The organism is Acidobacteriota bacterium (assembly GCA_009861545.1).
Lineage (GTDB): Bacteria > Acidobacteriota > Vicinamibacteria > Vicinamibacterales > UBA8438 > WTFV01.
Genome location: VXME01000006.1, coordinates 1 through 21793 on the forward strand (window position 1 = coordinate 1; position 21793 = coordinate 21793).

Consider the following 21793-nt stretch of genomic DNA (forward strand, 5'->3'; position numbering starts at 1 on the left):
CCGACACGGTCACGGGGCTGTCGCTGGACCTGCGGGTGCGGACGCTGGTGGTGCACCAGGCCGACGGGTTCACCGAGCGCGGGATGTCGCTGTCGCTCGGGTGGGACCCGACGCCGTCGAGCCCGCTGGGGCTGACCGCGCGCGTGGCTCCGTCGTGGGGCGGGCAGGCGCGGGGCGGCGCCGACGCGCTGTGGAACAGCCAGATGGCCTACGGCATGGGCTCGCACCAGATGTACGGAGCCGGCGACCGCGTCGACGCCGAGGTGGGCTACGGGCTGCCGGTGGGCGCCCGCTTCGTGGGAACGCCGAGGGTCGGGCTGACGACCTCGCCCTACGGCCGGGACTACCGGTTGGGCTACGGACTCGGGCTGCTGGAACGGGGACAGGCGAACTTCGATCTGGGCGTGGAAGCGCAGCGTCGCGAGAGCCCGATGGAAGGCGGAGCCAGCAACGGGTTCATGGGCCGGGCGACGCTCGGCTGGTAGCCGGGGGGCGCGGGTGGAGCGAGCCGGGATGCCGCGCCCCGAGCCTTCATGGCCAGCTTCGAGTACCAGGCGGACGGGCACCACGCCGATGACGCGGGGAACCTGATCGCCTGCAGACTGGTAGAGAAAGTCCCCTCACGAGGCGCGAAAGCGTGAGCGAGCTTCCCTCGGTCGCGTTGACACGGCGGTTCCTGGCCTTGTGCCAGGACTACGGTGCCGAGCGCCTGGCGATCGGGGTCGTCGCCGTCGGCCGGAGCACCGGGGTGGAGAGTCTGCCCGAGAGCAACGACTGGACGACATGGGACGCCAGACAGATGCGGGCGGCGGTCGAGTACCTGGAACGCAAGCGCAGCACTCGGCCTGCTCCGCAACCGATCCGGTGGAGCCCGCGGGCAGGGTCTCGCTGGCTTAAACGGTCTTCGTGACGCGCCCAAGGACGGTCGGCGTGCCGAACGGAAAGCCGGCTGCGGAGCTTCGAGTACACGGCGGGGCGGGCGCCACGTCGACGACGCGTCTGGCCGCCGCCAGCGAGCTCCACGGCGACCGTGGGCGACGGGCTTTGCGAGGAGATGGTGATGGCGACGCGCAACCGGCACCGCAACCTCGACGCCGACGCGCGCATCGAGGGCCAGCGCGGAATCATCGACCCGACCACGTTGCAGGCAGCGGAAGCACCAGTAGATCCCGACTCAGTCTGTCCCGACGCCCAGGACGAGGCGTTGCGAAGACTCGCAGTCGGCGCCCACCGCGGCGGGCAGTTCCTCCGTTACCGGGAACGCGCGGTGCCGGGCGGCGGGGTCGAGTTCCCAGCCGGCGTCCGATTCGAGCGGGGGCGGCAGTAGTGCGCGTGACGGTCCGCTACCGCTCTGGAGGAACGGAAACAGTGCTGCGGGTGTCGTCGGTTCACGAGAGCCGGGGCGGCGTGCTGCTGATGCACGACGAGGGCCTCGCCTACTTCCGGCGTCACGAGGTCGCGAGTCTGGAAGTTACGCCGGGGGGCGGTGGCGGCCGGTCGACGGAGTTGATCGAGGCCGCACCGTACCTGACGCGGGGTCGGCAATCGTGAGACTCGCGGGTAGCGCGGTGAGGAGTGACGCATGGAGGATCCGAACTACGCGCTGCACGACCCCGATCCCGCAGCCGACAAGCGGAGATGCTACACCGTCAGGCGCTCGGTCGCACTGTCGGCCTATTGGTACGACCGCGTGCGGCAGGTCGCGACTAGCAGCAACCTCAAGCCGGGCGTGATCCTGCGCAACGCCATCAAGCTGGGGCTGGTCCAGCTCGAGAAGCGAGCACGGCCGGAGGGGAAACAGTGAGTTGATGCCTCGCCGGAGGGGGCTGGCGCAGTTAATGGTACGCAAGCTGGTGGGCTGGTTGTGGCCCTGGTTGGCGCGGAGCTACAGCGAGTCGCGCTGTCGGGTCGGTTCTGGGGCTGGTGTCGCAACGCCGGGGATTCTGTTCTGGCGTGACCCGCCCGGCCCGCACGTCCCGCGGTCCCGCGGCCCGCGGGTAATCGTTCGGTGGACCCGGTATGGACATGCGGCTGGCCCAGCCAGACGCGCCGTCGGCGTCCGGAGAAATCAGTGCAGACTGACCAGCTCGGCCTGAGGGCCAAGGCGTTCGTCGCTCGAAACCGCTCTCCCCGAGCAATCAACCGTGCGTTCGGTGGCCCGACAGCAGCGCGTCCCACGCCACCGCCGACTCGTTGCCTTCCACGTTCACGTTGAATTTCGCCGAGTAGTCGACGACCTCGGCCCCTTCGACGGCGACCTCGCTGTCGCTCTGCACGGAGATCCTGTAGTCCAGACCCGCCACAACGCATTCGTCGAGCAGAACCCGCGCCGACTTGCTGAGGCCCCACACTCGGTCCGTGTCCACCAGCGCGCCGAACGTCTTTTCCCCCAAGGCCTGCTCGAAGTAGCGCCACTGTCCGAACGTCTGCCGGTTCTCCTCCAGAACAGCTTCGATCTCCCCGGAATCCCCTTCCAGCCGCTCCCGGCAGTCGGCTGGCAATGCGGCGTAGAGATCAGCCAAGTCGTGCGTCTTCTCGGCCTGATGGCTGCGCGTCATCAAGATGGCCTTCATGGCCAGTTCGCAGGCGAAGGCCGCCGTCGAACCGGCCATCATCAACCTGCCCATCCTCGTCTTCACCGCCGCGTTCGACGGCTTCCGGTACCTGCAGGCTATGGTCCCCACCACCCGCAGGATCCCGTCGTCTCCGCTCGCGGGCTCGACGCGCTGCACTTCCGGCGTCCCGTACTCCACGTCGGCCAGCGACAGCGCCGACATCTCGGGGGGCAATGCGTTCAAGCCTGCCACGAGCACGCCCGCCTGCGCGAACAGGTACCCCGCTTCGCCCGACGGAAAGTTCCGGCGGTCCAGGTAGTTCCGCCGTCGTTTCAACCGAAGGCTCGCGGCCAGACCCCGGTCGTACCAGGCCATGTCCCTGTCCATGTCCGGCAGCAGCTTTATCACGAAGCGAGCCTTCCCGCCGTACTTCGAGCCGCGCCCGATGCGGGCCAGAGGCACGTTCTGCTCGGCCTCACGCAGCATCCTCGCCACCTCCCGCCGAGCCGCCTCCCCGTCCGTCGACGCCCCGCAGGCCAGACATTCGACATGGCTGCACGGCCCGTCCTTCCGCCGCAACCCCACGATCGGTCCCCAGCATCGGCGGCACCGCCCGGCGGCCTCCACCGCGCGCGCCGGACCGACCCCAGCATCATCCGGCGAGCGGTCGTCGAATCTCAGCCATTTATGGAACTCCACATGCTCGCGCGGCGCTTCTTCGCTCATCACCTCGTCCTTGGCCGCGGAATCCATCAGCCTGCCGCCGTTCACAGCCGTGCGATTCGCCCCGTCCCCGAAAGGCTTGCCGTCACTTCGTCCGACTGCCGCTTCGCGTGGCACGCCGTTGGCCTGTGCCCCCCTGGGGGGCGCCGTCGGTCTCTGGCTGCCCGCCAAGTTCCGCGGCATCACGAAGATCGGCTATCCCTCCCAGAACTGGAGACTTCGGCCCATCCTCGTCGAACAGCCAATAGCGCAGGCCCCGAAGCGCCGCGGGACGGGACGATACCCGGCGACGGCAAGAACCGTTCCCTCACCGCCGAGTGCACCAGCGGCAGGTTCTCGTGCAGCACGCCGTGGACCAGCCCGCAATCACGATGTCCCGCGGTCACGTCGGCAAACCGGGACTTCTACACGCCGAGCATCTTCTTGATGTCGTCGATGCCATGGGTACCCTACAATACCGGCTCGACCGAACGGTTACGCCCGCGGCCCGCGGTGAACAACGGCCCCCGGCCGTGGGCGCCGGTTCCGCGTGGGTGGAATCGTGGGCGTATCCGGCACGCCCTGACAGAAACCCCAATGAATCCGGGTGTTTTTCGCCGCCTTCGTGCTATCGCTGCCGTAGCCGAGGACGTCATCCGCACAAGGAGCCTCCGGCGGCCGACGCTGAGTGCCGGTGGCGACGCTATCGAACCGTGATGCCGGTCATGAAGCTCGAGCGCGTCACGTCGGGCTCGTCCGTGTCGTCGGCCTGAACCTTCAAGCTCACCTCGAGCCCGTAGCGGCTGGCCCGATCGAACGTCAACGACATCGAAAAGTGGTTGCCGGCCGGCTCGTCGCACGTGGTCACCACCCGGATGTCGCTGCCTTCGTCGTCCACGGGACCACCTGTATGGACTTGGTGCACGCAGACCTCGACGACGTCCGGCGCGTCGCTCGACGTTATCGTGCCGGTGAACATGATCGTCTCTCCGACGGTCATCGAGCCCGGTATTTCGTCGTCGAGCTGCACGCCGCGGAATTCTCCAGGGTCGATGGGAACGTCCGATACCTGCAGCGGCGGAACGTTGACGATGCGGGATCCGTCGTACCTCTCGACCGTTGTGTCCAGGGTCGCGCGTCCGCCGGTCGCCTCGAAGAACGCGGGCATCCCGCCGAACGTCGTCGCGCCGGACCGCGCCTCGTGCCGCGCGGCGAAGAAGTTCCAATAGTCCATCTCCTCGGGTGACAGCAGCGCGTTCCGCGAGACCGCGATCGTCACGCGTCGCCACGCATCGTCTACCGGCCCGCTCCGCGTCCCATGCTGCCCCAGGATGTCGTTGATGTGGACGGTCGTCGTCTCTCCCTCGACGGCGGTGCCGATGCCGGGCGCCGTCGCGGATTCCTCGTCGAACTGAGCCTGGTCTTCGAAGACAACCATCTCCGGCACCTCTTCCGCGCCGATGAGCCCCATGCGGTAGAGAAGCGTCGGGTGGTAGACGGACGGAGCGGGCGTCCGCTCTATAACGTAGGAGGCGCTCTCGTGCTCGTCGCCGCCGCCGGCGCGCGCGACGCGCCGAATCGGCCTCAGGACGGCGCCGAGGAGCACTTCACCGGGAAACAGCAGGGGGGTGTGGCTGCCGGGACCCCATCCCTTGCGTTCTATGCCCTCCGTGATCTCGGTCCAGTCCCAGTAGTCGGCCCACTGGTGCCCGATCTCGTGGTTCGAGGTCCACGTGGCGGTGAACTGCGCGTCGCGGTAGAACTCGACCGAACGCAGAGCGCCCCTGCTGCCGAAGTAATCCGTATAGTCGAACTCGTCCCTGCCGAGACCCTTGATCGGGTTCCGTACGTTCCAGTGGTAGGCCGAGAACTTCGAGCTGGGGTGTTGCTCCGCCGTCACGATGGCTATCGAGTCGTAGACGTCGGGAAAGACCTCGTAGAATGCCTTCGTCACCTCCTGCAACTCGAAATCGTAATCGTCGCCTCTCACCCGCTCGTTACCGAAGCCGCCGACGACCATGTTCACGACGTGGCTGGCGTACTGCATGCTGTCGCCGATCCTCACCACGCGCGATTCGGGAAGGTTGAGCGGGGCGACCGGCAGGCGAATGTGTACTCTCTCGAATTCGTCCTCTTCGGATTCGTCCTCTTCGGTCTCGTTGTCCGCCTCGACCGGCTTCGGGATCTTGAGCGTGCCGAAGTACACGAAGGGACTGTCGAACCCGCGGCGTCGCCGCCCGATGGCATCCCACAGCTCCGCCCCGGTCCAGCTCGGGTTGAATGTGGTCACGAGACGTCCGAAGAAGGTCCGCGTCTCGGTGCGGGTCCAGTTTTCGGTCACGACTTCTCCGGCAGCGCTCGACCAGCGCTCGAATTCCACCGTCTCGATGTCGCCCGCTACCAGGAAGTGATCGAAGGCGAGCCCTTCATTGCTGTCGGCGCGAATCAGGCGGGGTTGCGGGTCGAACCAGAGCGGTCGCCCGTCCGGCGATTCCTCCTCCTCTGCGTCGGCCATCCGGAGCTGCGGAATCCTGGTGACTCCCGACCACGTCTGCCGGGCAACCAGCTCGGGCGTACCGCAGACGAAGGCGGGCTCGGGGGGGAGGGCGGCCAGCCAGGCCGCCGAGGCGTCGCGGTCCGCCGCCGCGATCTCTTCCTGCGCGGCGGGCCGGGTCGGCCACGGTGACATCAGAATCACCGCGGCGCCGGCGCACGCCGCGATCCGTGTCGGCGCCCAGGGAAGCACCGGACGGATCTCGGTCGTGCGACGGCGGGCGAAGACCATGCAGGCGCTCTAGCGGGAGGAGTCGTCCTCTTCACTCTCCAGGGCGCCAGCCAGAATGACCGCCATCGAGTAGTTCCCCTCGTGGCAGGCGTATTCGAAGATCGGCGCCGGATTCCACTGCATCGGTATTTCGTACGTCCAGGGTGCCGTCCACGTGCTCGAGTCGTTCACCGTCACCTCGTACAGCATCACCTCGGGTGACGCCCGGGTGAAGCGCTCGGTGAGCTGCAGGTCGGCGGTGGCCCCGCCGCGCATGAAGCTGGTCTCGCGCAGGAAGTTGACGGTCTCGACGACGAGGGTGTCGCCTTCCCAGTGCCCGCGCGATTCGCCCGCCCACTGCCGCAGGCCGGTGAACGGGCGGCCGTCGAGGGGAATGACGCGCGGGTTGTGGTTCATCTCGTTGTAGATGACGACCGCGTCGGGCGTCTGGAAGAGCTGCATGTTGTTGTTGTAGCCCCCCGGGGTCATCGGCGGCCCGGCGTTGAAGCCGACGATGCAGCGCACCTGCAGCCCGTTGGCGCCGAGATCGTCGACCCAGCCGCCCGGCGTCGGCTGGTGCGGACCCGTGTTCCTGCGCGCCTCGGCCAGCGCGTCGCGTCTGGCCTGCGCCCCCGCCGTCAACGCGGGAATGCGGCCGGAGGGCGGATCGATGACCAGCGAAGTCCGGTTGGTGGAGACGGCCGAGGTGCCGCGGTCGAACCAGAAGTTGTTGTACGACCCCGGTGCGCCGTCGACTCCCCGATCAACGTTTCCGGACGGGTCCGCCTCCGTTCGTCGCGCGGGCCGCGCCGCGAGGTCCGCGTTCCGGTCGAGCGCCGCCTGCTCGAGCTCGGCAGCCTCTTCCGCGGTCAGGAACTCCTGCTCGGCGCGGTCTTCAGGGCGTTCCATTGGCGTGATGGTGCGGAAGTCCCAGACTCCCTGCAGGTCGGGGTGGCCCCACGGCGTGGGGGGCACGCCGCCCTGCGCGGCGACCGGTGTCGGAGCCAGCGCCACGATTGCCAGGATCGTCAACAAACCCGCGATTCGTCCGCGCCCCATCTGAAACCTCCTGCGGAATCGGTACCGAAGATCGCCTGGTGCCCAGAACGTCACAATAGCACGGGTCGATTGGCTTCCAGAACGCACTCGGCGTCCCCCGTTCCAGGCTGCGGCCGATCCGACGCGGGACCTTCCGCCCCCGCGATTGCGCTGGCTCCGCCTGGGGTGTAGTCTGCGTACGTCAGGGGTCCGTATGGACGCCGGGGGGGAGACCGATGAGGACGCTGGCGATTGCGCTCGTGAGTGTCGGTGTGCTGCTGGCCGCGGCAACCGGAGCCGCGCACCACTCGTTCTCGGCGGAGTTCGACATCGAGAAGCCGATCACGCTCGAGGGCAGGCTGACCGAGCTGGAGTGGGTCAATCCCCACGGGTGGATCCACATGGATGTCGAGAATCCCGACGGCACGGTGACGAACTGGGCGGTCGAGATGGGCAACCCGACCGCGCTGCTGCGGCGCGGCCTGCGCCGGGGCGACTTTCCGCCCGGAATCGAGTTCGTGGTCGAGGGGTACGAGGCGAAGGACGGCTCGCCGACCGCCAATGCAATCACCGTGACGTTTCCCGACGGGCGCGACTTCTTCGCCGGCTCCTCGGGCACCGGTGCTCCGGTGCCGCCGGGGCAGCGCTAGGAGTCTGCGCCGTAGAACGGCGTAGACTTCTAGTCAGGCCGGTTGGGCGGCAATCGGATGCCGCAGCGCGACCGCAGCGGTCGCGTTCGGCGACGATTGTCGGGCTAGGAGTCTTCGCCGTAGATTGTCGGGCTGGGAGTCTTGCGCCGCTACCCGGCGAGCGGAGGGAGTTCTCCGGCGCGCGCTGCGACGCGCGCGCCCCGTCCCGGAGGTGATCATCGTGTCCACGTGGTCCATGCCGGTTGTCGTCGCGGCCGTCTGTCTTTGTCTGTTCGGGGCGCCGCCGGCGGCCGCGCAGACGCCATCCGGCGCCGCGGAAGCGTACACGCCGCCGCGCACGCCGGACGGGCAGCCCGACCTGCAGGGCATCTGGCAGGCGCTCAACACCGCCGCCTGGGACATCCAGGACCACCGGCCGAGCGCCGGGGTACCGGCCGGCCAGGGGGTCGTCGACGGGAACGAGATCCCGTACCAGCCGTGGGCGCAGGCGCAGAAGCAGGAGAACTACGAGAATCGGCTCACCGCGGATCCCAATCGGCAGTGCTATCTGCCGGGCGTGCCGCGGATCACCTACATGCCGTATCCCTTCCAGATTCTCCAGTTCTCCGACCGCGTCCTGATCCTGTACGAGTACGTGCACGCCTCGCGCACCGTCTACATGGACGGCAGCCCGCACCCGGAGGGGCACATCGATTTCTGGATGGGGGACTCGCGCGGGCGCTGGGAGGGCGACACGCTGGTGGTCGACGTGATCCACTTCAACGACCGGACGTGGTTCGACGACGCCGGCAATTTCCACAGCGAAGCCCTGCACGTGGTCGAGCGCTACACGCCGACCGGGCCGGATCACCTGCGCTACGAGGTCACCATAGAGGACCCGAAGGTGTTCACGCGGCCCTGGACGATGTCCATGCCCCTCTATCGCCGGCAGGAAGCGAACGTCCAGCTCCTGGAGTACGAGTGCTTCGCCTACTCCGAGGAGGAGCTGGCGGCCGACAAGTGATCCGACGGCGCGATTGTCGATGGAGGATCCGATGAGCAGAAGGTGCATCCGAGCCGCGGTCGCGGCAGCGACTCTCGTCGCCACGGCGTGGCTGGCGCCCCAGCCGGCGGTTGGACCGGGCGGCGCCGGGCAGCTTCTCGCGGTGGTCGAAGCGGCCGGCGCGCGCGGCGAGGGCTCCGGCGAGGGCGGCGGGCAGGCGACGGATCTGCCGCGCACGGCGGACGGACATCCCGACATGCAGGGCTATTGGGACGGTGGTCCGGCCAATGCTTCGCACAGCATCGAGGACGGCTGCTGCGATGCCATCCACGCCCGGATGCAGAGCCGGGGTCCGGAGCGGCTCGGACTGCCCTTCCAGTTGATCGTCGATCCTCCGGACGGGCGGATCCCCTACCGGCCGTGGGCGGCGGAGAAGCGCGTCGAGTTCCTGTTCGACATGGAGACGCCGACCGAGCTCTCGCACATCGATCCCGAGGACCGCTGCCTGCTGAACGGGGTGCCGCGCAGCAACTACCGCGGGGACATCGAGATCCGTCAGAACGGCAGCCACGTGGTGATGCTCTACGAGTGGGCCCACGCCTACCGGGTCGTGCCGATGGACGGCCGTCCCCACATCGGCAGGGACATCGCGCTGTTCAACGGCGATTCGCGGGGCCGCTGGGAGGGCGACACCCTGGTCGTCGACGTGACCAACTTCAACGACGTGCCGTGGATCGACTCGCACGGCAGCTTCTACAGCGAGCAACTCCACGTGGTGGAGCGCTGGCGCATGCTCGACGCCGACACTCTCCGCTACGAGGCCACCATCGAGGACCCGGCGGTGTTCACGCAGCCCTGGACGCTGGCGTTCGACATGGGACGCATCGGCGGCGAGGGCTACGAGTTCTACGAAGAGGCGTGCTGGGAAGGGGTCACCAACCGGCGCCGGCTGGCCGCGGGACGGATAGCCGTCGCCAACGGCGAGCGCTTCATGCACACGCACGAGGATCCGCAGCAGTAGGCTGTCCGGCGGCCGTCGGGTTCGGGCACCGGTTGCTCTCGCGTGTGCAGAGCCGGCCCGACCATGTCGGGGCCTGCGCCGCCGTGGCGTTACGTCCCGCGTTAAGGTGCACCGGGGATCGTTTCGACCCGATGCCGCTGCACACCGCCGACGCGTTGATTCTACGGACCTACAAACTGGGCGAGGCGGATCGCATCGTCGTGTTCCTGACCGCCGACCGGGGCAAGCGCCGCGGCGTCGCGAAAGGGGCACGCCGGACCCGCTCCTCGTTCTCCGGCGCGCTGGAGCCGATGACGCGGGGGCGCGTCGCCTACTTCGAACGGGAACGGCGCGAGTTGGTGCGGCTGCGTTACGTGGAGCCGGTCTGCTCGCCGCTGGCCAGCGACAGCGTGGAGGCGCTCGCTCACGCGGGGTACTTCGCCGAGCTGATCGACGAATGGGCTCCGGAGGCGGATCCCAACGAGAAGTTGTTCCGGCTGGGGACCGCCGTGGTCGAGTCGCTTGCGGCCGGTATCCCCATCGGCCGGCTCGCGCGCTACTTCGAGTTCTGGCTGCTGCGGCTGCAGGGCGTCTACCCGCCGGTCACGGCTCCTCCGGACGAGGGCGGCGGGCTGTCGTCCGCCGCGATGTCGTTCCTGGCCGCGGCCCGGGTGGTCGGTCCGATGGAGCTCGGCTCTGTCGAGCTGTCCGCGGCGGCGGACCGAGAGCTCGTCCGAGTCCACCAGCGGCTGATCAGGACGCACCTGGACAAGGAGCTGAAGTCGGTGCGCGTCGTGCGATCGCTGACGCGCGCCCCGCGCGGCGATTGAGACGGTCTCCCGCCAACTGACGGCGCCGGGCGGGTCGGACGGCTGGCCGATGCCGCCGCCGTCAAGAGGCGCGGACGGGCTCGCCGTTTCGGCTTCTGTCGCCGGCCGCCTTGACACGTGCCAAGTTGGCGGCAAGACTGCTTTCCGTCCATCCGTGCCTTCGGGACCTCGGCTCATCGCGGGAGCGTGAACCATGTCGCGGCCTGTCGTCTCGTTATCGGTGGCGTTCGCGATGGCTCTGGGGATGGGCCTGCTCGTGGTCGAGCCCTTCTCGCCGGGCGCTGACGAAGCGCTGCACGCAGCGGCCGGCCAGAGTGCCGCGGCCGAGGTCGAGCCGTTCACGATCGACGTCTCGGAAGAGATCCTCGTGGACCTGCGCGAGCGCCTGATGCGCGCCCGCCTGCCGGACGAGCCGGAAGGCGTCGGGTGGCAGCTCGGGATGAACCAGGCCTACCTGCAGCAGCTCATCGAGTACTGGCGCGACGAGTTCGACTGGCGGGAGCAGGAGCGCCGGCTCAACGAGCTCGAGCAGTTCAAGACCCGCATCGACGGCCTCGACATCCACTTCGTGCACCGCCGGTCGCCCGAGCCGGACGCGTTCCCCCTGATCCTGACCCACGGCTGGCCCGGCACGTTCGCGGAGTTCGCCAAGGTGATCGGACCGTTGACCGATCCGGTCGCCCACGGGGGCCGGGCGGAGGACGCGTTTCACGTCGTGGCGCCGTCGATACCCGGCTACGGCTTCTCGGACCGGCCGCCGCGCCTGGGGTACGGCAGGGATCGGACCGGCGCCATCTTCGCCGAGCTGATGGCGCGCCTGGGCTACGAGCGGTACGGCGCCCAGGGCGGCGACCTCGGCGCCGGCATCAGCCGCTGGCTGGCCGTCAACGACGCCGAGCACGTGGCCGGCCTGCACCTGAACCTGTGCAGCGCCGACCCGCCCGATCCGGAGGACCCGACCGCCGGGGTGCCGCCCGAAGAGGTGGCGCTGATGCGCGAGCGCGCCGCCTTCTGGACCGACGAGGAGCGGGGCTACAGCCACATGCACGGCACAAAGCCGCAGACCCTCGGCTACAGCCTGAACGATTCGCCGGTGGGGCTGGCGGCGTGGATCGTCGAGAAGTACCGGAGCTGGTGCGACTGCAACGGCGATCCGGAGACGCGCTTCAGCAAGGACGAGCTGCTGACGACGCTCACCATCTACTGGGCCACGGAGACGGCGACCTCGGCGGCCCGCTACTACTACGAGGGCCGGCACGGGGGCAGCTCGCCGGAGCCGGCGCGCATTGAGGTGCCGACCGCCTGCGCGGCGTTTCCGGGCGAGTTCCGGTTCACGCCGCGGCGCTGGCTGGAGGCGCGCTACAACCTGGTGCGCTTCACGATGATGCCCAGCGGGGGGCACTTCGCGGCGGCCGAGGAGCCGGAGCTGTTCGTCGACGACCTGCGGGCGTTCTTTCGAGAGCTGAGGAATCCGGGGTGAACACCCGCCGCCGGCTGTCGGTCGCCGGCGTCACTGCGGCAGCGCCATCGCGACCAGCTCGCTCCCCATGTCGTCCCAGCCGACGGTGGCGATGATGTACTGGCGGCCGTCGACCATGTAGGTCATCGGCGCGCCGGTGGTGCCGCCCGGCAGCTCGATCTCCCACACGATCTCGCCGGTCGCCTTGTCGTAGGCGCGGAACGTCTTGCCGCCGGGGCCGTTCCACCACTGCGGCAGCGTCGCCACGCCGGTGTTGCCCCCCTCGCCGAGGAAGACCAGCGATTTGGTCACCAGCACCGACGCGCGTCCGCCCTGGCCGAGCCACGGCAGGTCGAGGTCGCGCAGCGCCGGGTGGTCCCGCGGTCCCTCGCCGTTGGGGACCTGCCAGGCGATGTCGCCGGCGTTCAGATCGATGGCGGTGAGGCGGCCGTACGGCGGCTTGAACATCGACAGCCCCTGCGGGCCGATCAACGGCGTGTACCGCTGACGGACCAGCCGCACGTCGGCGCGCGGGTGCTCGGACGGGGTGAGCGCGACCACGTTCTGGCTGTAGGCGGAAGGGACGTAGAGCACGCCGGTTTCCGGATCGAACCCGGCCCCGCTCCAGCTCGCCCCACCGGCGGTCCCGGGGCTGAAGATGGTCCCCTGCTTCGCGCCGGGGCTCTCTTCGAGCACGATCGGGGCGGTGAACATCGGTCCCCAGACGTACCGGTCCAGGATCTCGATGGCTTCCTGCCGCAGCTCGGGGGTGAAGTCGATGAGGTCGTCGACGGTCACCCCCTGCAGCTCGAACGGCGGCGGCTTGGTGGGGAAGGGCTGCGTCGGCGAGAGCTGCTCGCCCGGCACGTCGGACGCCGGAACCGCCCGCTCCTCGATCGGCCAGACCGGCTCGCCGGTGGCGCGGTCGAAGACGTACACGAACGCCTGCTTGCTCGGCTGGGCGACCGCCTTGATCGGCCGGCCGTCGACGGTGATATCGACCAGCACCGCGGAGGAGGCGAAGTCGTAGTCCCAGACGCCGTGGTGGATTGCCTGGAAGTGCCAGATGCGCTCGCCGGTCCGGGCGTCGACGGCGACCAGGCTCTCCGAGAACAGGTTGTCGCCCGGTCGATGTCCGCCGTAGTAGTCGTTGGTCGGCGTCGACAGCGGCAGATAGACGATGCCCAGCTCCGGGTCGCCGGTCGGGTGCGCCCACATGTTGGTGTTGCCGCTGTACTCCCACGACACGCGGTCGTCGACCGGGTCGACGCCCCACGTCTCTACCCCGAACTCGTTCTCCAGCGGGATGGTGTGGAATGTCCAGAGGTGCTCGCCCGTCCGCACGTCGAACCCGCGGACGTCGCCGCGCGGCGATTCCTTGTTGGCGACCCGCTGGTTGGTGGTGATGTCCTCGACGTAGGAGCCGATGACGACCACGTCGTTGACGATGACCGGGGCCGAGTTCCAGTAGAACTCCGGGAACGGGCGGATGAGGCCGAGCCGCAGGTCCACCTCGCCCGATTCGCCGAAACCGGCGTCCCGCTCGCCCGTACGGGCGTCGACGGACACGAGCTTCGGGCCCAGCGTGGCGAGGACCCGCGCCTCCTCGCCGTCGGTCCACCAGGCGATGCCGCGCGTCTGGCGCACTCGCACGCCGTCGCTCGGCCCGGTGTTCCAGAGCACCTCCCCGGTGGTCGGCTCCAGCGCCGCGATGGTGCCCAGGCCGGTGCTGAAGTAGAGCATCCCGCCCGCCATCAGCGGGGTAGTTTGCGATCCGACCGGGCCGCGCGTGGCGTCGCCGTCGCGGATGGCGTCGGGGATGACCGGTTGCCGCCAGACGATCTCCACGTCGCTCACGTTCTCGGCGTTGATCTGGTCGAGCGCGGAGTACTTCGTGCCCGCCTGGTCGGCCGCGTAGGACGGCCATTCGACGGTCTGGCCGGCCGCGGGCGCGGCGAGACCGAGCACGAGGGCCGATGCCGGAGCCAGAACGCGGGTCGCTACGGCGGCCAGACCGATTCGGGTTGCGACGTGACGCATCTCGACCTCCTTTGCCGAACGGAAGTCAGTGTACCGTCAACCCGGACTATGGGAAACGCCGTGGAAGCATCGGTTTCTTCCGGAACCCGGAGTTCGCCACGGACTCCCGGACGATGGTGTCACTCGATCTCCATCGGCAGTCGCACGTCCGTGTCTCCGCCGATGACCAGCGTGTAGGTGCCTCTCTCCCACGTCCCGGTCGGCGAGGCGAAGTACAGGTGGCCCCGCGCGCAGGGTCCGCTCCGAGCGGCGTAGACCTCCGTTTGTCGGATGCCGTTGTCGACGAAGAACCGGAAGCCGTGCGTGGGTCGACAGCGGCCGCGGGGAAGGTAATCTGTGACCGGATCCATCGCGAGCGTATGGAGCTGCAAATGCAATGGAAGCAGCTCGGCACGGGCCCGCCGGTAGTCGCGTTGCGAGGTCAGCGGTACCTCCACGCCGTTCGGCCGTACGATGGAGAAGTCACGGCGCGCGACTGTCACCGCGCTACCCGACAGGACTTGTATTCCTACGTCGATGAGCAGCCACTTCGGGTCGTGGTCGCCCCAGGAATAGTGGTGCGCCGCGACGATATGAAGACGGTCGCTCTTGTATTCCACCGCGTTGCGCTCGACCTGGTTGGCTGCGTCCGGTCGAACGACCGCGTCGGTCTGCGCGCGAAGCTCGCCGGTGGACGGCACACCGGCGAGCAGGACGGCGACGAACGCGGTAGCGGCCGCGATACCCAGGGCACGCATGGGTTGTGTCTCAATCGATGTCGAACGGCAGCCGTATGTCCGTGTCGCCGTCGATGACCAGCGTGTAGGTGCCACCGCCCCACGCGCCGTCGGGCGCCTCGAAGAACAGGTCGCCCCGGACGCACGAGCCCTGCCAGCTCGCGTGGACTTCGGTTTGTCGCAGCTCCCCGGTGGGGACGAAGAACCGGAAGTTGTGGTCTGCGCAGGGGACCGGGAAGAAGCCCGCGATCGGTCGCTCTCGCGTGTGGAGCTGCAGCATCATGGGCCTCAACTGCCGATGGGCGCGCCGGAAAGCGGGCAGGGTGCTCAGCGGCACACGCAGGTCGTCTGGTCCCTCGATGGAGAAGTCGCGGCGCGCCACCCTGATCGGGTCGCCCGACCTGACGTCCATCGCGACGTCGACGAGCAGCCACCTGGGGTCGTTGTTCTCTGGAAAATAGTAGTGCACCGCGACGACCTGCAGGCGGTCGCTGGTGTATTCGACGATGTCTCGTCCCGGACGCTTTATTTCATGGGGTTCGTCGACCGTCGCTTCCAGCGCCGGGTGTTCGGCCGTGAGTGGTGGCGCGGCGAGCAGGACGGCAGCGAGCACGAGGACGGTAGCGATGAGCGGGGAACGCATCTGGTCATCTCCCAACCCAGGCGCGGCATCTCTCTCCATCGTAGCGGAATTCAGCCGCTACGGACTGCCGAGTGTCAGTGGATCTCGATTGGCAGGCGTGCGTCCGCGTCACCGCCGATGACCAGCGTGTACGTGCCACTGCTCCAAGTGCCCGTGGGCGAGGCGAAGAACAGGTCACCCCGGAGGCACCCGCCTAGGAAGGCATCGACCACGGTGTGCCGGATGCCGCTGTCGACGAAGAATCGGAAGTCGTTTATGGCGTACCGTGCGCACCCCCCGCCCGAGAAGTAGTCGCCGATCGCGTCCCGGCGGTCGTAGAGCGCAAGCAACATCGGCAGCAGCTCGGCACGAGACCGTCGGTACTCGCGCTGCGAGGCCAACGGCAGGTTCTCGCCGTCCGGCCGTACGATCGAGAAGTCGCGGCGCGCGACGGTCAGAGAGCCGCCCGACGTGACCTTTATCCCGACATCGATGAGCAGCCATCTGGGGTCTTGAGGACCTTGAAAGTAGTAGTGCGTCGCGATGATCTGCACGCGGTCATTGCGGTACTCCACGATGTCGTCTTCCAGGCGATTCACGGAACTGGACTCTTCGACAGAAGCGTCCTGGGCGCGGGCGCCGCCAGCCAGCAGGGCACCGGCAAGCACGCCGGCGAAGGCGAAGTATGGGGTCCGCATCGGTTGTCTCCTTGCGGGCGCGGCGGCCCCGACTGGGCGGCGCTCCGCATCCACGCCCGCACTCCCGGCGTCGACCACAACCGGAAGCTGTTGCTCGACCGCATCCTGCGCGCGCGCGGCGCGTGCGGCGATCGACGACCTGGAGGATCGTGTTGGCGCGGGCGTGGTCGAGCGCGGCACCGATGCCTCCGCGCGCTCGCGCCCGGTCTCGTGGTGGGGACGGTTGCGAACACGCCCGCGGGAAAGGAAGGAGTCGCGGCGGCCGGGGTGACGGGAAAGCACCCCGGCCGCCCAAGAGGCGCTACGACAGGCCGGACAGCTCCTTCAGCTTGCCCGTGCTGTCGCCGAAGTTGTCCACGCGAACGCCGAGCCGGTGCAGCATGGTGAGCTGCAGGTTGGTCATCGGGTTCGTGTCCGCCGGATACACGAGGTGGCGGTTGCCCCGGATGGCGCCGCCGTCGTGTCCCAGCAGCAGCAGCGGGACGTTGTTGTACTGGTGGGCGTCGCCGTCCCGTATCGGCGCGCCGTAGAGCAGCATCACGTTGTCGATCAGCGAGCCGTCGCCGTCCGGCGTGCCGGCCAGCTTGGCCACGAACTCGCTGAAGAGCGACACGTGGTACTCGTTGATCTTCTTCACCTTCTCGATCTTCTCGCGGTCCCCGCGGTGGTGCGTCAGCGGGTGGTGCGGGTCGGCGACGCCGATCTGCGGATAGGTGGTCCCGCTCTGCTCGCGGCCGATCATGTAGGTGAAGACGCGCGTGGTGTCGGTCTGGTAGGCCAGCACGAGCAGGTCGTACATCAGCCGCGCGTGGTCCTCGAACGAGACGGGGATGCCGGCGGGCGACTCCAGCAGCGGCAACTCGCGGTCGGCCTGCGATTCGGCGATCTGGATACGCCGCTCGATCTCGCGCACGGCGTCGAGGTAGTTGTCCAGCTTGCGCTGGTCCTCGCCGGCCAGGCCGCCTTGCAGCTTCGCCACCTTGTCCATCACCGCGTCGAGGATGCTGCGCTGCTGCTTCGCCCGGGCCCGCCGCACGCCCGTGTCGGTGCTGCCGGCGTCGCCGAACAGCCGCTCGAACACCATGCGCGGGTTCGTCTCGCGCGGCATCGGCGTCGTCTGGTCGTGCCACGAGATGTTGAGATACGCGCAACTGTAGCCGGTGTCGCAGGTGCTGACGCCGTTGAACGTGTCGGCGCCCTCCAGCGACAGCTCCAGCGACGGCAGCCGCGTCTGGCGTCCCAGCACCTGGGCCGCGAACTGGTCCATCGAGGTGCCGAGATCGAGCTCCGACCCTTGGGTCTGCTCGGCATGGAGACCGGTCAGGAACGCCGCGGCGGGACGCGAGTGCGACCCGAGCGCCTCGCCGGGGCGGGCGAAGGCGGCGCGGTTGTCCAGGTTCGTGAGAATGGTGAGGTGCTCGCGCACCGGCTCCATCGACCGCAGCAGCCGCGGCAGCTCGAAGCCGGCGGCCTCGGTGGTCGGCGTCCAGTCGCCCTCCTGCGTGATGATCCCGTTGGGCACGTAGACGACGCCGAGCCGCTTGGTCGGGTTCGCCGCCGTCTTCGCCAGCGCCGTGAACGCCGGCACCATGCTGTCCAGCAGCGGCAACGCCAGCGCCGTGCCCACGCCCCGCAGCACCGTGCGGCGCGGGATGGCCTTCTTCGTGACGATCATGATCCAACCCTCCTCAACTGAAACGGCGTGCTCTCGATGATACCCATGATCAGGGCGGACCAGCGGTAGTCGCTGGCCGTCGCGTCGCGCACGATCTGCCGGACCACCGGCCGGTCGTAGTGTTCCAGCCGCCGGCCGAGTCCGTACGTCAGCAGCTTCTCGGTCACCGTCCGGGTGAACTCCTGCCGCCGGTCCAGCAGGAGCTGCCGTAGCCCGCCCGGCCCCTCGAAGCGCTGGCCGTCCGGGGTGATTCCGGAGGCGTCGATGGGCGGGCCCGGCTGCCCCGGGAACCGCGGATCGTCGGTGGTCCGCCAGCGGCCGATCGCGTCGAAGTTGTCGAGCGCGAAGCCGAGCGGGTCCATCAGGCGGTGGCAGACCGCGCAGCTCGGGTTGGCGCGGTGCGCCTCCATCCGCTCGCGCTGCGACCTCGGCGCCGCCCCGGCAGTGGTGTTCTCCTCCAGCGGCGGCACGTTGGCCGGCGGCGCCGGCGGCGGTGCCCCGAGCACCCGCTCGAGCAGCCACTTCCCGCGGTTCACTACCGACGTGCGGGTGGAGTAGGAGGTGAGCGTCAGGATGCTCCCCTTGCCGATGATCCCGGCCCGCTGTTCGTCCGGCAGCGTTACGCGCCGGAAGTGGTTTCCGTAGACGCCCGGAATCCCGTAGTGGCGGGCCAGCCGCTCGTTCAGGAACGTGTAGTCGGCGCGCAGCAGGTCGATGGCGCTGGCGTCTTCGCGGAGCTGGCTGGCGAGGAACAGCTCGGTCTCGTGCTGCATCGCCTGGCGCAGGTTCTCGTCGAACGCCGGGAAGATGGTCGGGTCCGGCGCCACGTTGCGGATCTTGTGCAGCTCGAGCCAGCGGTCGAAGAAGTTGCGCGCCAGTCCGTCAGAGCGCGGATCCGCGAGCATCCGGCGCACCTGCCGCTCCAGGACGGCCGGCTCCGACAGCGTTCCGCGCTCGGCCAGCGCGAGAAGCTCGTCGTCGGGGATGCTGTTCCACAGGAAGAACGACAACCGCGACGCCATCTCCACGTCGCCGATGCGGTAGACGGCGACCTCCGGATCGGCCGGGGGACGCGGCACGCGGAACAGGAACTCCGGATCGACCAGCACCCGCTCCAGCACGGTCTGGATGCCGGCATCGAAGTTCCCCGCCTGCCGCCCCGACTCGAAGAAGCCGTAGAGGTGCTCGACGTCGGGTTCGGTCACCGGACGCCGGTAGGCGCGGCGGGCCAGGGTGCGGATGATCTCCCGGGCGCAGTCCGCTTCGGCGCCGTCGTCTCCCGGACTGCAGACGAATAACCGCTGCCGGCTGGTCACCTGCTGCGGGGTCATGCCGTCGAACGGGCCGCCGATGACGACGTCGCCCACCGCGGGATTGCCGTCCATCTCCTCGTCGGTGCTGTAGCCGAAGGTCGACATGTCCACCGGCGGCTGCAGAACCCCCTCTTCGAGGGCCGGGTTGCGCACGAAGGCGACCCCTACCGTCCGCAGGCCCGCCTGCACCTGGACGCGCACCTCGAAGTCGTCGTCGGCGTGGTTCGCGTACCACTCCCACTCGGCCCCGCCCATGCCGGAGCTGCCGCAGAAGCTGGCGATGCAGCGCTCGGCGTCCGCGCTGAGGCCGCCGCCGGCGATGAACGTGGCGACCAGGGCGCCGTCGAGCCGCACGTCGAGCGGATGCGCGCTGTTGCCGATGCCGCGGATGTAGTTGTAGAAGTTGCGGCGCAGGCCGACCCGGATGCTGTACTCCCCGTCGAGCGGGAAATAGTGGCGCACCGCGATGCCGCCGCGGGTGCCGAACGGCAGGTCGTCGCTGTTGTGCTCGTCCTGGATCTCGCGGTCGGGGACGCGGTAGGTGTCGAAGCGGGCGCGCAGCCCGGCGTCGCCGATGGCGAGCTGGCTCACCTGGCGGGCCGCATACAGGTAGCGCTCCATCAGCGTCGGCGACACCGACAGCACGTCGGCGATGTTGTCGAAGCCCTCGTCCTCGTCGTCCGGCGGCAGCAGCGCCTCCGGGTCGATCTCCAGCCCGAGCAGATCGCGGATGGCGTTGCCGTACTCCAGGCGGTTGAGGCGGTGCACCGTGGTGCGCCCGGGATTCAGGTCGTCGGCCGCGGCGCCGTCGAGCTCGGCCTCCAGCCAGTCCGCCACCGCGTCGTAGGTGGCTTCGTCGGGGCGCGGCCGGCCCACCGGGGGCATCATCCGGGCGCGGAGCTTCAGCGCCACCGTTTCCCAGTCCGCGGCATGCGCCGCCACGTCGGCCGCGTCGATCCCCTGCAGCGAGATGGGCACGCTGCCGGCCGCAGCTCCCCGGTCGCTGTGGCAGCCGACGCAGTAGCGGTTGAGCATCGCCCGCACCTGTGGCGCATCGACGGACGGCGCCGTCTCGGCCGCTGCGGTCTGCGCGGAGGGCACGTGCGGATTGGCCCCCTCGGGCCCCGCACCTGCCACCCCGACCGACAGGCACAGCAAACCTGCGGCTGTGAGCCCGAGCCAGGGGTCTGCCCCCCGAATCGCCGTGTGCCGACGCACCGTCGCGATCCGGCTCGCTCTAGCGTGTGACATCACATCACCTCAATACCGTTTCGGCTCGGCCTCGCGGCTGGACTCTCGCTAGCCGGCGCAACGCACGAGCGTGTCGCCCTCGTAGCACATCATCGACAGCGGGGTTCGCTCGCGCTCGTTCATCGCCTGCATGTCGCCGCCGTGCTCGACGAGCAGGTCGATGACCCCCGACCACGCCTTGAAGACGGCCGAGTGCAGGGCGGTGTCGCCGCCGTCGTTGCGGGCGTTCACGTCGGCGCCCAGGCTCAGGGCGAAGCGCGTCGCCTCCAGGTTCGGCCGCTCGTCCGAATGCAGCGCCTCGGCGACCTCCGGCGGCACGCGCCGGTAGTGGCGGTCGATCTCGCCGTTGCTCCAGTCGGCGCCGGCCGCCATCATCAGGGGCGTCGTCCCGTCCCGCAGCGGCAGGTGCGGATCGGCCCCGTGCTCGGCGAGGATGCGCATGATCTCCACGTCGACGTACTTGGCGGCCAGCAGGAACGGGGTGGCCCCGGCGAGCGATGCCGGCAGGATCCACCAGTGGGTCGCCCGCGGCACGCGGCTGCCCCCGGTGAGGCGGACGTCGGGGTCGGCGCCGTTCTCGATCAGCGTCCTGACCAGCGTCGCGTCGGCGCGCAGCACCGCCGTGTGCAACGCCGCATAGCCGGCCCCGGCCGCGTTCGGATCGGCCCCTCGCTCCAGCAGGAACGCGGCCAGGTCGCCGTGGCCGCTGAAGCTGGCGGTCACCAGAGCGGAGGCGCCGTCGGGTCCCGTCTCGTTCACGTTCGCGCCGGCGTCGAGCAGCAGCCGGGCGCTCTCCACCTGGCCGTGCCGCGCCGCGAACAGCAGCGAAGTGAACCCGCCCAGCGCCAACTCGCGGGCGCGCTCGTCGCCCCGGCCGCCGACGCTCACCAGCAGCGAGCGCGTCTCGGTGCGCGCATGGACGTCGGCGCCGTTCTCGATCAGGATCCGCACTACGTCCGGATGGCCCTGCGCCACCGCCCACATCAGCGCCGTCTGGCCCCGCGACGCTTCCCGCGCGTTCACGTTGCTCGCCCCGTGCTCCAGCAGGGCGGCGACCGCGTCGGCGTTCCCCGTCCGGGCGCAGGTCATCAACGCTGTCTCGCCCATGGTGGTGGCGGCGTTCGGGTCGGCTCCGGCGGCCAGCAGCCGCGCGACGAGCGGGGCGCTGCGGTTGATGCAGGCAAGCGACAGGGGCGTGACGCCGTAGGCGTTGGCGGCGTCGGCGTCGGCATCGGCGCCGAGCAACAGGTCGACCGATTCGGGATCGTCCCACCGGACCGCCCAGTGCAGCACCGTGGCGCCGTCGGCCTCGGGCGCGTTCACGTCGGCGCCCTGCTCGATCAGGGCGCGGACCGCGGCGTGGTCTCCGCTCCGGATTGCTTCCTTGAGCTGCAGGTCGGCGGCCTCGGCGGGCAGGCTCATGCCAGCCAGCAGCACGACTGCCAGTAGGCCGACGGTCGGGGCCCCGGCTCCGGTGCGCATGCTCCCCCCTCGTGTC

Annotated in this window: 18 protein-coding genes and 1 pseudogene; 9 read left to right on the forward strand and 10 right to left on the reverse strand. The window is 69.3% G+C overall.

Going from position 1 to position 21793, the window contains the following annotated elements:
* The first annotated feature begins 637 nt into the window (after positions 1-637).
* The 4 genes from F4X11_01000 (at position 638) to F4X11_01015 (ending at position 1804) form a co-directional block, all read left to right on the forward strand.
* Positions 638-910 (forward strand): hypothetical protein, encoded by a 273-nt coding sequence (locus tag F4X11_01000; GenBank protein MYN63599.1) that lies wholly within the window; start codon positions 638-640, stop codon positions 908-910.
* Positions 911-1060: 150 nt separating this feature from the next.
* A complete protein-coding gene (locus F4X11_01005; GenBank protein ID MYN63600.1) occupies positions 1061-1327 on the forward strand; it encodes a hypothetical protein in 267 nt (88 codons plus the stop codon).
* A gap of 41 nt (positions 1328-1368) precedes the next feature.
* On the forward strand, positions 1369-1551 hold the full coding sequence (locus tag F4X11_01010; protein MYN63601.1) for a hypothetical protein: 183 nt from the start codon (positions 1369-1371) through the stop codon (positions 1549-1551).
* 31 nt (positions 1552-1582) lie between these two features.
* Positions 1583-1804 carry a hypothetical protein gene (locus F4X11_01015; protein ID MYN63602.1) on the forward strand — a complete coding sequence of 74 codons (222 nt, stop codon included), beginning with the start codon at positions 1583-1585 and terminating at the stop codon, positions 1802-1804.
* 334 nt (positions 1805-2138) lie between these two features.
* On the opposite strand, the gene F4X11_01020 is transcribed toward F4X11_01015, so the two are convergent.
* The 3 genes from F4X11_01020 to F4X11_01030 form a co-directional block, all read right to left on the reverse strand.
* Positions 2139-3308 (reverse strand): hypothetical protein, encoded by a 1170-nt coding sequence (locus F4X11_01020; GenBank protein ID MYN63603.1) that lies wholly within the window; start codon positions 3306-3308, stop codon positions 2139-2141.
* A 652-nt stretch (positions 3309-3960) separates the two neighbouring features.
* Positions 3961-6042, reverse strand: coding sequence for a hypothetical protein (locus tag F4X11_01025; protein MYN63604.1), 2082 nt, complete (start codon positions 6040-6042; stop codon positions 3961-3963).
* A 9-nt stretch (positions 6043-6051) separates the two neighbouring features.
* Positions 6052-7080: a hypothetical protein gene (locus tag F4X11_01030; GenBank protein MYN63605.1), complete on the reverse strand. Its 1029-nt coding sequence runs from the start codon at positions 7078-7080 to the stop codon at positions 6052-6054.
* 215 nt (positions 7081-7295) lie between these two features.
* Here F4X11_01030 and F4X11_01035 point away from each other — a divergent pair, with 215 nt between their 5' ends.
* From F4X11_01035 to F4X11_01055, 5 genes and pseudogenes are all read left to right on the forward strand, one after another.
* Complete coding sequence (locus tag F4X11_01035; protein ID MYN63606.1) at positions 7296-7709, forward strand: hypothetical protein; 414 nt, start codon at positions 7296-7298, stop codon at positions 7707-7709.
* Positions 7710-8040: 331 nt separating this feature from the next.
* Positions 8041-8712: pseudogene (locus tag F4X11_01040) on the forward strand (hypothetical protein).
* A 31-nt stretch (positions 8713-8743) separates the two neighbouring features.
* Positions 8744-9712 carry a hypothetical protein gene (locus F4X11_01045; GenBank protein ID MYN63607.1) on the forward strand — a complete coding sequence of 323 codons (969 nt, stop codon included), beginning with the start codon at positions 8744-8746 and terminating at the stop codon, positions 9710-9712.
* A gap of 131 nt (positions 9713-9843) precedes the next feature.
* A complete protein-coding gene (recO, locus tag F4X11_01050; GenBank protein MYN63608.1) occupies positions 9844-10521 on the forward strand; it encodes a DNA repair protein RecO in 678 nt (225 codons plus the stop codon).
* Between the two features lie 244 nt (positions 10522-10765).
* Positions 10766-12001, forward strand: coding sequence for an epoxide hydrolase 1 (locus F4X11_01055; GenBank protein ID MYN63609.1), 1236 nt, complete (start codon positions 10766-10768; stop codon positions 11999-12001).
* Between the two features lie 30 nt (positions 12002-12031).
* On the opposite strand, the gene F4X11_01060 is transcribed toward F4X11_01055, so the two are convergent.
* The 7 genes from F4X11_01060 to F4X11_01090 form a co-directional block, all read right to left on the reverse strand.
* Entirely contained in the window at positions 12032-14020 is a 1989-nt protein-coding gene (locus F4X11_01060; protein ID MYN63610.1) for a PQQ-binding-like beta-propeller repeat protein, read from the reverse strand.
* Between the two features lie 119 nt (positions 14021-14139).
* Positions 14140-14757: a hypothetical protein gene (locus F4X11_01065; GenBank protein MYN63611.1), complete on the reverse strand. Its 618-nt coding sequence runs from the start codon at positions 14755-14757 to the stop codon at positions 14140-14142.
* Between the two features lie 10 nt (positions 14758-14767).
* Entirely contained in the window at positions 14768-15379 is a 612-nt protein-coding gene (locus F4X11_01070) for a hypothetical protein (protein ID MYN63612.1), read from the reverse strand.
* Between the two features lie 74 nt (positions 15380-15453).
* Entirely contained in the window at positions 15454-16056 is a 603-nt protein-coding gene (locus tag F4X11_01075; GenBank protein MYN63613.1) for a hypothetical protein, read from the reverse strand.
* A gap of 301 nt (positions 16057-16357) precedes the next feature.
* Positions 16358-17731, reverse strand: a complete 1374-nt coding sequence (locus F4X11_01080) for a DUF1552 domain-containing protein (protein ID MYN63614.1) — start codon at positions 17729-17731, stop codon at positions 16358-16360.
* Positions 17728-20145 (reverse strand): DUF1592 domain-containing protein, encoded by a 2418-nt coding sequence (locus F4X11_01085; protein MYN63615.1) that lies wholly within the window; start codon positions 20143-20145, stop codon positions 17728-17730. Before F4X11_01085 ends, F4X11_01080 begins: the two co-directional genes overlap by 4 nt.
* Positions 20146-20343: 198 nt before the next feature.
* The gene (locus F4X11_01090; protein MYN63616.1) at positions 20344-21777 is read right to left on the reverse strand and encodes a hypothetical protein; all 1434 of its coding nucleotides are present in this window, start codon (positions 21775-21777) and stop codon (positions 20344-20346) included.
* Positions 21778-21793 lie beyond the last annotated feature (16 nt).

Coding starts and splice junctions, on each gene's coding strand:
- F4X11_01005 (MYN63600.1), top strand. CDS start 1,061: ATGGCGACGCGCAACCGGCACCGCAACCTCGACGCCGACGCGCGCATC.
- F4X11_01015 (MYN63602.1), top strand. CDS start 1,583: ATGGAGGATCCGAACTACGCGCTGCACGACCCCGATCCCGCAGCCGAC.
- F4X11_01020 (MYN63603.1), bottom strand. CDS start 3,308: ATGGATTCCGCGGCCAAGGACGAGGTGATGAGCGAAGAAGCGCCGCGC.
- F4X11_01025 (MYN63604.1), bottom strand. CDS start 6,042: ATGGTCTTCGCCCGCCGTCGCACGACCGAGATCCGTCCGGTGCTTCCC.
- F4X11_01030 (MYN63605.1), bottom strand. CDS start 7,080: ATGGGGCGCGGACGAATCGCGGGTTTGTTGACGATCCTGGCAATCGTG.
- F4X11_01035 (MYN63606.1), top strand. CDS start 7,296: ATGAGGACGCTGGCGATTGCGCTCGTGAGTGTCGGTGTGCTGCTGGCC.
- F4X11_01045 (MYN63607.1), top strand. CDS start 8,744: ATGAGCAGAAGGTGCATCCGAGCCGCGGTCGCGGCAGCGACTCTCGTC.
- recO (MYN63608.1), top strand. CDS start 9,844: ATGCCGCTGCACACCGCCGACGCGTTGATTCTACGGACCTACAAACTG.
- F4X11_01055 (MYN63609.1), top strand. CDS start 10,766: ATGGGCCTGCTCGTGGTCGAGCCCTTCTCGCCGGGCGCTGACGAAGCG.
- F4X11_01060 (MYN63610.1), bottom strand. CDS start 14,020: ATGCGTCACGTCGCAACCCGAATCGGTCTGGCCGCCGTAGCGACCCGC.
- F4X11_01065 (MYN63611.1), bottom strand. CDS start 14,757: ATGCGTGCCCTGGGTATCGCGGCCGCTACCGCGTTCGTCGCCGTCCTG.
- F4X11_01070 (MYN63612.1), bottom strand. CDS start 15,379: ATGCGTTCCCCGCTCATCGCTACCGTCCTCGTGCTCGCTGCCGTCCTG.
- F4X11_01075 (MYN63613.1), bottom strand. CDS start 16,056: ATGCGGACCCCATACTTCGCCTTCGCCGGCGTGCTTGCCGGTGCCCTG.
- F4X11_01080 (MYN63614.1), bottom strand. CDS start 17,731: ATGATCGTCACGAAGAAGGCCATCCCGCGCCGCACGGTGCTGCGGGGC.
- F4X11_01090 (MYN63616.1), bottom strand. CDS start 21,777: ATGCGCACCGGAGCCGGGGCCCCGACCGTCGGCCTACTGGCAGTCGTG.